The organism is Pseudomonas sp. FSL R10-1339 (assembly GCF_009600545.1).
GTDB classification, from domain to species: Bacteria; Pseudomonadota; Gammaproteobacteria; order Pseudomonadales; family Pseudomonadaceae; genus Aquipseudomonas; species Aquipseudomonas bubulae.
In genome coordinates, this window is the sequence record NZ_WIVQ01000022.1 from 46,755 (window position 1) to 58,999 (window position 12,245).

Sequence of the window (12,245 nt, forward strand, 5' to 3'; positions counted from 1 at the left end):
CATGTACGTACCCCGCGCCTTCGCCGTAGACGACATTAAAATCCTGCACCAGCAGATGCAGGCCTCCCCCCTGCCCGTGCTGGTCACACATGCCAGCCAGGGCCTGCTCGCCAGTCATGTGCCTATGCTGTTGAACCCCGACGAAGGCCCGTGCGGCACATTGTACGGGCACCTGGCTCGGGCCAATCCACACTGGCAGGACCTGGCCCAAGGCACGGAAGCACTGGTGATCTTTGCCGGCGAACAGGCCTATATCAGCCCGACCTTTTACCCAGGCAAGGCCGACCACGGAAAAGCCGTACCCACCTGGAATTACCTGGCCGTACACGCTTATGGCATGGCCGAGGTGTTCGATGATGCCGAACGTTTGCTGGCACTGGTCAGCCGCCTGAGCGACAGGCATGAAGCCAATCGCCCCGCGCCCTGGGCTGTCAGCGACGCCCCCGCCGACTATGTCGACAGCATGCTCAAGGCCATTGTGGGCTTTCGCCTGCCTATCACCCGCCTGCAAGGCAAACGCAAACTCAGCCAGAACCGCGACGCCCGCGACCAGGCTGGTGTGCGCCAGGGCCTGCTGGCCAACCCCAACCCGCAAGACCACGCACTCGCTCATTTAATGGTTAAGGAATAACTGAAAATGGCTCAAATCCAAATCAAACCTGCCACCGCCACCGATCGCGAACAGTGGCTACCACTTTGGCAGGCTTACTTGCGCTTCTACAAAACCGAGCTGTCCGACGAAATCAGCCAATCAACCTGGGCGCGTTTTCTCGACCCGGCAGAACCGACCACCCTGGCCCTGGCCTGGCAAGACGACAAAGCGGTGGGCATGGTGCAGTGCGTTTATCACCGCACCAACTGGAGCATCAAAGACGCCTGCTATCTTCAAGACCTGTTTGTCAGTCCCGATGTGCGCGGCAAGGGGGTGGGTCGTCAGTTAATCGAGCATGTATACGCAGCCGCCCGCGCCAAGGACTGCTGCAAAGTGCATTGGCTCACCCAGGAAACCAACGCCACGGCTATTCAGTTGTATGAGCGCATTGGCGAGCGCCCCGGCTTTATTCAGTTTCGCAAAACCTTGTCATAAATAAGGAACGCGCAATGCCCGACTCTCTAGAACGTTGGCTGGCGGCTAAAACCCCGGATACCCGCACCCTCGAAGGGCGATTCATTCGTCTGGAAAAGCTCGACCCCGAACGTCATGGCGATGAACTATGGCTAGCCTTACAAGGGCCGCAGGCCGATCCCAAGCTGTGGGACTACCTGCCCTACGGTCCATTTAACGAGCGTCCGACCTTTGACGCTTGGCTGCAAAAGCATGCCGATAGCCGTGATCCACATTTCTATGCCGTTATCGACAAGCCCAGCGGTGAGGCACAAGGCTTGCTTAGCCTGATGTGCATCGTCCCGGAGCACGGGCGTATCGAGATCGGCCACGTCGCCTTTGGCGCACCCATGCAACGCTCACCGAAAAGCACGGAGGCGGTCTACCTGCTCGCCAAGGAAGCCTTCGCCCTGGGCAACCGGCGTCTGGAATGGAAGTGCAACAACGATAACGCAAGATCAAAGCGTACTGCAGTACGATTGGGGTACACATACGAAGGAGTTTTCCGCCAGCATATGGTGGTTAAAGGTAAAAACCGTGATACCACGTGGTACAGAATTATTAGTACGGAATGGCCCCCACTAGCGGCAGGTTTCGAAAAATGGCTGGCATTGGATAACCAACCAGAAAGCGGCCAAATAAAGACCCTGGAAGAATGCAGAGCCACAGTTGTATAAAATTTGATCAATACGCCCAGCAAGGACTGCTGGGCGTTTTTGTGCTTGGAATAAACACATTTGCGCTACGCGACCGCTTGATACCCCTGTTGCACAGGGAGAAGCGCAAACACTCGTAGCAGCGCGATGCACCTGAAACACCATGGCTCAGCGACCTATGTCTAACGCCTCGTACGGGCACACCACACCTCGCCCTACTTGCTAGGCGCTACAGGCGCTTTTCCAGCCTTGTCGTCGCCAGACTCCTTGAATCGAACCTGCGAAAAAGCCTCAATTCAAGAGCAAAAAAAAGGGGAGCACATGCCCCCCCGAGGTTTAAAGCGTTTACATCAAAGACAGTATCAGGCTTCGATTTCGATCAGAATTTCGCCCGGATTAACGCGATCGCCCTTGATTACATGGATGGTGACGATTTTGCCTGCGATGCCGGCCTGGACTTCAGTTTCCATTTTCATCGCTTCGGTGATCAGTACCGACTGACCCGCCTTGACCACATCGCCTACAGCGACCAGTACATCAACGATGTTGCCTGGCATTGCCGTGCTCACATGGCCTGGCTCGCTGGCCTGCTTGCGCTTGCTTGAGGTGCCACCAACAAATTCGTTGAGGGGTTCGAACACCACCTCTTCCGGCATGCCATCGATGGACAGGTAGAAGTGACGCTTGCCTTCAGCCTTGACGCCCACACCGGTGATGTCAACGCGATAGCTCTCACCGTGCACGTCGATCACGAACTCGGTCGGCACGCCCTCACCGCTCGCCTTGGTGACACCGCCAGCCTCAGGGATAGGCAGCAGCACTTCTGGGGTCAGAGTGCCTGCAGCGCGCTCCTCAAGGAACTTGCGACCGATATCCGGGAACATGGCGAAGGTCAGTACGTCTTCTTCCGACTGGGCCAGGGCACCAATTTCAGCACGCAGCTTGACCATTTCGGGCTTTAGCAGGTCCGCAGGGCGTACGTCGATCAGCTCTTCGTTGCCAATGGCCTGACGACGCAGTTGCTCGTTGACCACGCCCGGCGCCTTGCCGTAGCCGCCTTGCAGGTAGAGCTTCACTTCGTTGGTGATGGTTTTGTAACGCTCACCCGCCAATACGTTGAAGAATGCCTGAGTACCCACAATTTGCGACGTTGGTGTCACCAGCGGCGGGTAACCGAGGTCTTCACGCACACGCGGGATTTCGGCCAGCACTTCGCTCATGCGGTTCAGCGCACCCTGCTCTTTGAGCTGGTTGGCAAGGTTGGAAATCATCCCGCCCGGCACCTGGTTAACCTGAACACGGGTATCTACAGCGGTGAATTCGCTTTCAAACTGGTGATACTTCTTACGCACTGCGTAGAAGTACATGCCGATTTCCTGCAACAGCGACAGATCGAGACCGGTGTCGTATTCACTGCCTTTGAGCGCGGCAACCATCGACTCGGTGCCCGGGTGGCTGGTGCCCCACGCGAAGCTGGAGATCGCGGTATCAATGTGGTCTGCGCCATTCTCGATAGCCTTGAGCTGGCACATGGCAGCCAGACCGGCGGTGTCATGGGAGTGAATAAAGATCGGCAGAGTGATTTCGGCTTTCAGCGCCTTGACCAGTTCACCCGTGGCGTACGGCGTCAGCAGGCCAGCCATGTCTTTGATGGCGACCGAGTCGCAGCCCATGGCTTCCATCTGCTTGGCCTGCGCCACAAACGCCTCGGTGGTATGTACCGGACTGGTGGTATAGGCGATGGTGCCTTGGGCATGCTTGCCGGCAGCTTTGACCGCCTCGATGGCCACACGCAGGTTACGCACGTCGTTCATGGCGTCGAAGATGCGGAACACGTCGATGCCGTTGACTGCTGCTTTGGCGACGAAGGCTTTGACCACGTCGTCGCTGTAATGGCGATAGCCCAGCAGGTTCTGGCCGCGCAGCAACATTTGCAGACGCGTGTTGGGCAAGGCGGCACGCAGTTGGCGCAGACGCTCCCACGGATCTTCCTTGAGGAAACGCACGCAGGCATCAAAGGTCGCGCCGCCCCAGACTTCCAGGGACCAGTAGCCGACTTTGTCGAGCTTGTCGCAGATCGGCAGCATGTCTTCAGTGCGCATGCGGGTGGCCAGCAGCGACTGGTGGGCGTCACGCAGGATGGTGTCAGTTACGAAAATCTTCTTGCTCATTATTCTTTTCCTCACAGGCCTGCGTGGGCGGCGATGGCGGCAGCGATGGCCAGGGCCAACTCTTCGGGTTTGCGCTTGATCGAGTAGTTGGTCAGCTCAGGGTGGCTTTCTACGAAGCTGGTGTTGAACTGGCCACTACGGAATTCCGGGTTACGCAGGATTTCCTGGTAATACGCGGCGGTGGTTTTGACCCCTTGCAGACGCATGTCGTCGAGGGCGCGCAAACCACGGTCCATCGCTTCTTCCCAGGTCAGGGCCCACACCACCAGTTTCAGACACATGGAGTCGTAATACGGCGGGATGGTATAGCCGGTGTAGATCGCCGTGTCGGTACGTACACCGGGGCCGCCGGGCGCGTAGTAACGGGTGATCTTGCCGAAACTGGGCAGGAAGTTGTTTTTCGGGTCTTCGGCGTTGATCCGGAACTGCAGGGCAAAGCCGCGATGCTGCACGTCTTCCTGCTTGATCGAGAGCGGCAGGCCAGAGGCGATACGAATCTGTTCACGAACAATGTCGATGCCGGTAATTTCTTCGGTGATGGTGTGCTCCACCTGCACCCGAGTGTTCATCTCCATGAAGTACACCTCGCCCTCGGCGAGCAGGAACTCCACGGTACCGGCGTTCTCGTAACCCACGGCCTTGGCTGCGCGCACAGACAGGTCGCCGATATAGGCACGCTGTTCCGGGGTCAGCTGCGGGCTCGGGGCGATTTCGATCAGCTTTTGGTTGCGACGCTGGATCGAGCAGTCGCGCTCAAACAGATGCACCACGTTGCCAAAGCTGTCGCCGAGAATTTGCGCCTCGATATGCTTGGGGTTGACGATGCATTTTTCGAGGAACACTTCGGCCGAACCAAAGGCCTTGGTCGCTTCCGAGATCACCCGCGGGAAGGCTTGCTCGAGTTCTTCACGGCTGTTGCAGCGACGAATGCCGCGACCGCCACCACCCGAGGTGGCCTTGAGCATCACCGGGTAGCCAATGCGTTCGCCTTCAATCAAGGCTTCGTGGATGTCGGCAACGTTGCCTTCAGTGCCCGGCGTGACCGGCACACCGGCCTTGATCATGCTGCGACGCGCTTCAGTCTTGTCGCCCATACGGCGAATGACTTCAGCGGCCGGACCGATGAACTTGATCCCGCGCTCGGCGCAGATATCAGCCAACTCAGCGTTTTCTGACAAAAAACCGTAACCGGGATGCAGAGCATCACAACCGGTTTCAACCGCCAGGTTCACCAGCTTGCGCGGATTCAAATAACCGGCCAGCGGGTCTTCGCCGATATTGTGTGCTTCGTCGGCGCGCTTGACGTGCAAGGCATGCCGATCAGCTTCGGAATAGACCGCTACAGAGCGAATCCCCATCTCGGCGCAGGCACGCACGATGCGGACGGCGATTTCTCCGCGGTTGGCGATCAGGATCTTTTTTATCACTTGGATTTTCCCTAAAGCCTATGGAACAAACGACCTGCTAGACCAGGTCGGCACGTGTCCAAATGTGTCTGAACCGTTGTGTCGTCACACTAGACCCACGCAGTGATAAACAAAAATCAATAATTCTTGGGTCGTGCATAAGTAACAACTTATAGTCAGATCACTTGTCGCTTCGGATAATTTTATAAAAATGCGTAAGTCATTGATGCGTATCACTTTTCGCCAATTACAGGTGTTTAACGAAGTCTGTGATTTGCGTTCTTACAGCCGCGCAGCAGAAGAAATGTCGCTGACGCAACCCGCCGTAAGTCTACAAATTCGTCAGCTTGAAGAGCTGGTTGGCCAACCATTGTTCGAGTACGTCGGCAAAAAGCTGTACATGACCGAAGCCGCTGAAGCGCTTCAGTTGGCCAGTCGGGATATTTTCGGCCGGCTGGAAAACCTCGACATGCAACTTTCCGACATGCTCGGGTCATTGCAAGGCCAGTTGAAACTGGCCGTAGAGTCGAGCGCGAAATATTTTGTGCCGCATCTGTTTGCGGCCTTCAAGCGCCAGCATCCGGAAGTCAATTTGCAACTGACGGTGGTCAACCGGGCGCAGGCCGTTCGTCGGCTGTCAGATAACCGCGATGATCTGGTGATCATGTCGATGGTGCCGCAGGACATGGGCCTGGAATTCTTGCCGTTTCTGAACAACCCGATTGTGGCCGTGGCTCCCGCTGATCATCCGTTGTGCAACCGGGGTCCGCTGCATTTGCAGGATCTGGAGCCTTATACCTTGCTGATGCGCGAGCAGGGTTCGGGCACGCGCATGGCGTGTGAGGAGTATTTCAAGGAAAAGCGCGTGCACTTCAATCAGACGCTGGAAGTGTCGTCCAACGAGTCGCAGCGCGAGTGCGCGGTAGCCGGGTTGGGCGTGGCGTTATTGACCCGCCACGCCGTCAGCCTGGAGCTGGCGACCGGCCTGCTGTGCGAACTGCCGGTCGAGGAGTTGCCGCTGTATCGCAGCTGGTGCGTGGTGCAGGCCAAGGCCAAGCGCCTGTCACCGGTAGCGCATGCATTTCTGGGGTTTATTCGCAGTGAGCGCCTGCAAATCAGCGCGTTGGTTGAGCGCTTCGACGGTCACTTGCCGACGCAGACTGCCAGTAGTTGATCGACCCCAGGTCAGGGTAGTCAGAGGTTTCCAGACGCAGTTGGCGCTGGCTCGTATGGTCTTCAATCGCGCGACGGAAGGCCATGCGGCGCTGGTCTTCTTGCTGACGGCGGGTTTTGACGGCGCTATTGCGTTCTTCGTAAGGCTGAGCCATTTCGAGTCTCCCAAGGCGTGTACGGGAGCTTTACGATGCACGTTGTTTATGACGACTTGGCGAAGGTGGGATGACAGGGGGATGAACGCTGAATGTGAGCTCTGCGTGGGAGCGGGCTTGCTCGCGATTCAGGCGCTGCGGTGTGTCTGTCACACGGCGGCATTCCCTATCGCGAGCAAGCCCGCTCCCACAGAAGATGTTGTGCGCTTTTAATCTTCGTGGCTTTTCAGTGATTTAGGCGACAGACGCAAGCTGCGCAGGCTGCGCTTGACGCTCTTGAGGTGGTTGACCAGGCTCGGGCCTCGGGCCATGGCAACACCCATTGCCAACACGTCAATCACTACCAGGTGGGCAATACGCGAGGTCAGCGGGGTATAGATTTCGGTGTCTTCATGCACATCGATCGCCAGATTGACGGTTGCCAGCTCCGCCAGCGGCGTCTGGCTCGGGCACAAGGTAATCAGGGTCGCGCCGCTTTCACGCACCAGGTTGGCGGTGATCAGCAAGTCTTTGGAACGGCCCGACTGGGAAATGCAGATCGCCACGTCGGTAGGCTTCAAGGTCACGGCCGACATCGCTTGCATATGCGGGTCGGAATAGGCCGCCGCGGTCAGCAACAGACGGAAAAACTTGTGCTGGGCATCCGCCGCAACCGCGCCCGAGGCACCAAACCCATAAAACTCGACACGCTGCGCTTGCGACATGGCTGTCACGGCACGCTGCAGCGCTATCGGATCGAGCTTCTCGCGCACGTCCATCAAGGTATGCAGCGTGGTGTCGAAAATTTTCAGGCTGTAGTCCGCTACCGAATCGTCTTCATGGATCGCGAACTGACCAAAACTGGCGCCGGCCGCCAGGCTTTGCGCCAGCTTGAGCTTCAGGTCCTGAAACCCGGAACAGCCTATCGCCCGGCAAAAACGCACGATGGTCGGCTCGCTGATTCCGACACTGTGGGCAAGGTCGGCCATGGAACTGTGCATTACAGCCGCAGGATCAAGCAGCACGTGATCGGCGACCTTGAGTTCCGATTTACGTAACAGGTGGCGTGACTGGGCAATATGTTGCAGCAGGTTCAAAGGGCAGGACTCGGTCTGTAAGCGGCGGGCGCCGGGGATGTAGCAATCTTGTAGTTATACTACAAGAATTCGTTTTCTGCCCAGCCAATACGCCATCAACTATCCAGTTATCTCCCTTGATTCAAGCCGCTTGAGGGCCATGTAGCCCTTTTTGGCACTACAAGACCACTACACCGTTACGCAGTAAATCGCTGAATTGCACTGCGTTTATCGGACGACTGATCAAATAGCCCTGCACTTCGTCGCACTGGCGAGTCTTGAGAAATGCCAGCTGCGCCTCGTTTTCAACGCCTTCTGCCACCACTTTAAGGCCCAGACTGTGGGCCATGGCAATAATTGCGAGGGTGATGGCCTCGTCTTCGCTGCAACGGCCCACGCCGTGAATAAACGTTTTATCGATTTTTACGTAATCCACCGCAAATCGCTTGAGGTAACTGAGCGATGAATAGCCGGTGCCAAAATCATCGATTGCCAGCTTCACCCCCAGTTCATGCAATTGCTGGAAGGTAGCGATGACGTATTCAACATTGTCGAGCAACTGGCTTTCTGTCAGTTCCAGTTCCAGGCAGTGCGGCGCCAGCCCGGTTTCTTCAAGTACCTGGCGCACCAGGCTGACCAGCTTGCCCTGGCGCAACTGATGCCCCGACAAGTTCACCGATACCCGTATTGGCGCCAGCCCTGCTCGTTGCCATTCACACGCTTGTCGGCAGGCTTCGCGCAGTACAAATTCACCGATGGCGCTGATCAGGCCGGTCTCTTCGGCAAGGACAATAAAGTTGCCTGGCGGCACATTACCCAGTTGCGGGTGATCCCAGCGCACCAACGCTTCGGCGGCGTGCAGACGCCCTGTGGCCAGGCACAGCTTGGGTTGATAGAACACGTTGAGCTGGCGTTCGCTAATGGCTTTGCGCAGTTGGTTTTCCAGCTGCAGCCGTTCAAGGGAGCTGCCATGCAGGCTGTCACTGTAGAACTGAAACCTGCCGCCGCCCAGGTGCTTGGCCTGCTGCATGGCCTTGTTGGCATGATGGACCAGGCTGGCAATATCGCGCGCGCTGTCGGGCAACATGCTGATGCCCATTGACACACTGATGACCAACTCATGGCCATCCACCACCAGCGGCCGACCGAGCTTGTCCAGCAGCCGGGTCGCGACCCGCGCCAGGCTGGTCAGGCTGTTATAGGCATCAAACAGCACTGCAAATTCATCACCCGACAGGCGCGCAATGGTGTCGGCCTCAGGCAAGGCCTTGGTGATGCGTTCGGCCATTTTTTGCAGCACATGGTCCGCCAGCTCATGCCCGAAATTGTCATTGAGCAATTTGAAACGATCGAGATTGATGTGCAGCAACGTCAGGTTGCACGAGCCCTGGCGTACACGCTGGCTAGCCTCCTCCAGGCGTTCCTTGAACAGAAGGCGGTTGGCCAGCCCGGTCATCTCATCAAAACGGGTCAGGTGGCGCACCCGCGCTTCGCTCAAACGGCGTTGCTCGACCTCATAGGCAAGCTGGGTATTGAGTTGCTCACTACGGACATTCGCTTGCTGCAAATCTTCACGCAAACCTTGATGCCGCAAGCGGCGCACCATGCGCCGTTGCCTGATCCGCTTGACCTGCCATCCCAGACCGCCCGCCAGCAGGAAAAAACCGATGCCTATGCCGAAAAAAACACCCGGCGAATTTAAACTCTGAACCATCGGCGAAATTCTTATCAGTAGATGAGCCAAAAAGTCGCCCGAGCATACACAAGCAATGCCCGTGACCAAACGCACAGGCGCTATTAAATGAATGAAATCAGCCAGGCACATTTATTGTCCGGCTTTTAGACCGCTCGGCCCAAGGCGGCCACGCAGCTAGCAATGAAACACCAACAGCCCCTAAAATGCCCCGATGCGCGATGATCTCTCTCTCTTGTTAAATTCTCTCAACGATGCCCAACGTGAGGCCGTCACGGCCAGTGTCGGGCGTCAGTTGGTCCTGGCCGGCGCTGGTTCCGGCAAAACCCGTGTGCTGGTGCACCGTATCGCCTGGCTGATCCAGGTCGAAAACGCGTCCCCGCACTCTGTGCTGTCGGTGACGTTCACCAACAAGGCCGCTGCCGAGATGCGCCACCGCATCGAGCAGTTGATGGGTATCAACCCGGCAGGCATGTGGGTCGGCACCTTCCACGGCCTGGCTCACCGTCTGCTGCGGGCTCACTGGCAAGAAGCCGGCCTTAGCCAGACATTCCAGATCCTCGACAGCGACGACCAGCAACGCCTGGTCAAGCGTGTGATCCGTGAGCTGGGGCTGGATGAACAGCGCTGGCCCGTACGTCAGGCCCAGTGGTTTATCAACGGTCAAAAAGACGAAGGCCTTCGCCCCAAACATATCCAGGCCAGCGGCGACTTGTTCCTGGCCACCATGCGCAATATTTACGAGGCCTATGAGGTCGCGTGCCAACGCGCCGGTGTGATCGATTTTTCCGAGCTGCTGCTGCGTGCCCTTGATTTGTGGCGCGACAACCCGGGCTTGCTGGCGCATTACCAGAAACGCTTCCGGCACATCCTGGTAGACGAATTCCAGGATACCAACGCCGTGCAATATGCCTGGCTACGGTTGCTGGCCCAGGGCGGCGACAGCCTGATGGTGGTCGGTGATGACGACCAGTCGATCTACGGCTGGCGCGGCGCAAAAATCGAAAACATCTATCAGTACTCAACCGACTTCCCGGATGCCGAGACCATTCGTCTGGAGCAAAATTACCGCTCCACGGCGGGCATCCTCAAAGCGGCCAATGCCCTGATTGCCAACAACACCGGGCGCATGGGCAAAGAGCTGTGGACTGACGGCGGCGAAGGCGAAGCCATCAATCTGTACGCCGCGTTCAACGAACATGACGAAGCGCGCTACGTGGTCGAAACCATCGAAAGCGCTCTGAAAACCGGCATCGCCCATAGCGATATCGCCATCTTGTACCGTTCCAACGCCCAGTCGCGAGTGCTTGAAGAAGCCTTGCTGCGCGAGCGCATCCCTTACCGCATCTATGGTGGCCAGCGCTTCTTCGAACGCGCGGAAATCAAAAATGCCATGGCCTATATGCGCCTGCTCGAAGGTCGCGGCAATGATGCGGCGCTGGAGCGGGTGATTAACGTACCTGCCCGCGGCATTGGCGAAAAAACCGTCGAAGCCATTCGCGAACACGCACGTCACAGCGACGTGTCGATGTGGGAAGCAATGCGCCAGCTGATCGCCAATAAAGCCCTGCCGGGCCGTGCTTCGGGTGCCATTGCCGGCTTTATGGAACTGATCGAAAACCTCGCGGCAAAAGTCATGGACATGCCTCTGCATCTGATGACGCAAACCGTGATCGAGCAAAGCGGGCTGATTGCCTACCATCAGGCGGAAAAAGGCGAAAAAGGCCAGGCCCGGGTAGAAAACCTTGAGGAGCTGGTCAGCGCAGCACGCAACTTTGAGAACAATGACGAAGACGAAGAGCTGTCGCCATTGGCCGCCTTCCTCGGGCATGCCTCACTGGAGGCTGGCGATACCCAGGCCGAAGAGCATGAAGACGGTATTCAGCTGATGACGCTGCACAGCGCCAAAGGCCTGGAGTTCCCGTACGTGTTCCTGGTAGGCATGGAAGAAGGCCTGTTCCCGCACAAAATGAGCCTGGAAGAGCCCGGTCGCCTCGAAGAGGAACGACGCCTGGCCTACGTAGGCATTACCCGCGCCATGCAAAACCTGGTGATGACCTACGCAGAAACCCGACGCCTGTACGGCAGCGAAACCTACAATAAGGTTTCACGCTTCGTACGCGAAGTACCAAAGGGCCTGATCCAGGAAGTCAGACTGTCCAACAGTGTCAGTCGTCCTTTCGGCGGCGGTCAAAAGCAGAGCGCCAGCACCCTGTTTGGTGGTTCGGAGATTCCCGAAACCGAATTCAAGCTCGGCCAGATGGTCAAGCATGCGGTCTTCGGCGAAGGCGTCATCCTCAATTTCGAGGGTGCAGGTGCCCAGGCACGGGTACAGGTCAACTTCAGCGAAGGCAGCAAATGGCTGATGATGGGCTACGCCAAACTTGAGGCGGTCTGACAGCAACCCGACAGCTTGGCGGGAATAAGGTAAGGCAAACCGCTGTGGGAGCGAGCCTGCTCGCTAAGAGAACACATCAATCAATATTATTGTTGGCTGATACACCGCTTTCGCGAGCAGGCTCGCTCCCACATGTTCTCCTACGCAAAATAAATCCTAGCCCTACAAACAAATAAGCAAAAGCCCGAAACACTTCACCGCTAGCCAGTCACAACTCATCTGTGCAACATGGCGCGCGTGATATCCACAAATGGGAACCCCTTATGAAACGTTTTCTTAGCATCGCCATGGCGTTGTGCATCGGCTTGACGATGAGCATCGACGCGAACGCCAAGCGCTTCGGTGGCGGCAAAAGCGCGGGTGCAGCGCCTAGCCACCAAACGCGTCAAGCTGCTCCAGCTGCAGCCCCGGCGGCTGCCGGTGCCGCAGGCGC

General features: G+C 57.5%; 10 protein-coding genes and 1 pseudogene. 6 read left to right on the top strand and 5 right to left on the bottom strand.

Annotated features, from left to right (window positions below):
• The first annotated feature begins 1 nt into the window (after position 1).
• Genes GHO03_RS09555 through GHO03_RS09565 form a run of 3 tightly spaced genes read left to right on the top strand, consistent with a single transcriptional unit; the run spans position 2 to position 1,782 of the window.
• Positions 2-631: an FMN-binding negative transcriptional regulator gene (locus GHO03_RS09555; RefSeq protein ID WP_095017943.1), complete on the top strand. Its 630-nt coding sequence runs from the start codon at positions 2-4 to the stop codon at positions 629-631.
• Between the two features lie 6 nt (positions 632-637).
• Positions 638-1,087 (top strand): GNAT family N-acetyltransferase, encoded by a 450-nt coding sequence (locus GHO03_RS09560; RefSeq protein WP_095020583.1) that lies wholly within the window; start codon positions 638-640, stop codon positions 1,085-1,087.
• A 14-nt stretch (positions 1,088-1,101) separates the two neighbouring features.
• Positions 1,102-1,782: a GNAT family N-acetyltransferase gene (locus GHO03_RS09565; protein ID WP_153399696.1), complete on the top strand. Its 681-nt coding sequence runs from the start codon at positions 1,102-1,104 to the stop codon at positions 1,780-1,782.
• A 341-nt stretch (positions 1,783-2,123) separates the two neighbouring features.
• Here GHO03_RS09565 and oadA read toward each other — a convergent pair whose 3' ends face one another.
• Together oadA and GHO03_RS09575 are read right to left on the bottom strand one after the other, a co-directional pair.
• Positions 2,124-3,932, bottom strand: coding sequence for a sodium-extruding oxaloacetate decarboxylase subunit alpha (gene oadA / locus GHO03_RS09570; protein ID WP_094999542.1), 1,809 nt, complete (start codon positions 3,930-3,932; stop codon positions 2,124-2,126).
• Positions 3,933-3,943: 11 nt separating this feature from the next.
• Positions 3,944-5,359 carry an acetyl-CoA carboxylase biotin carboxylase subunit gene (locus tag GHO03_RS09575; RefSeq protein WP_016782925.1) on the bottom strand — a complete coding sequence of 472 codons (1,416 nt, stop codon included), beginning with the start codon at positions 5,357-5,359 and terminating at the stop codon, positions 3,944-3,946.
• Between the two features lie 190 nt (positions 5,360-5,549).
• Here GHO03_RS09575 and GHO03_RS09580 point away from each other — a divergent pair, with 190 nt between their 5' ends.
• On the top strand, positions 5,550-6,512 hold the full coding sequence (locus tag GHO03_RS09580) for a LysR family transcriptional regulator (protein ID WP_094999543.1): 963 nt from the start codon (positions 5,550-5,552) through the stop codon (positions 6,510-6,512).
• On the opposite strand, the gene GHO03_RS09585 is transcribed toward GHO03_RS09580, so the two are convergent.
• The 3 genes from GHO03_RS09585 to GHO03_RS09595 form a co-directional block, all read right to left on the bottom strand.
• Positions 6,454-6,666, bottom strand: coding sequence for a PA3496 family putative envelope integrity protein (locus tag GHO03_RS09585; RefSeq protein WP_094999544.1), 213 nt, complete (start codon positions 6,664-6,666; stop codon positions 6,454-6,456). The genes GHO03_RS09580 and GHO03_RS09585 overlap by 59 nt on opposite strands.
• A gap of 209 nt (positions 6,667-6,875) precedes the next feature.
• On the bottom strand, positions 6,876-7,742 hold the full coding sequence (gene hexR, locus GHO03_RS09590) for a transcriptional regulator HexR (RefSeq protein WP_094999545.1): 867 nt from the start codon (positions 7,740-7,742) through the stop codon (positions 6,876-6,878).
• A gap of 157 nt (positions 7,743-7,899) precedes the next feature.
• Positions 7,900-9,435, bottom strand: a complete 1,536-nt coding sequence (locus GHO03_RS09595) for a bifunctional diguanylate cyclase/phosphodiesterase (RefSeq protein ID WP_153399698.1) — start codon at positions 9,433-9,435, stop codon at positions 7,900-7,902.
• 193 nt (positions 9,436-9,628) lie between these two features.
• On the opposite strand from GHO03_RS09595, the gene uvrD reads away from it, so the two are divergent.
• Both uvrD and GHO03_RS25825 read left to right on the top strand, forming a co-directional pair.
• Positions 9,629-11,812, top strand: coding sequence for a DNA helicase II (gene uvrD, locus GHO03_RS09600; protein ID WP_153399701.1), 2,184 nt, complete (start codon positions 9,629-9,631; stop codon positions 11,810-11,812).
• A gap of 263 nt (positions 11,813-12,075) precedes the next feature.
• Positions 12,076-12,245 (top strand): annotated as a pseudogene (locus GHO03_RS25825) (hypothetical protein); the annotation flags it as partial.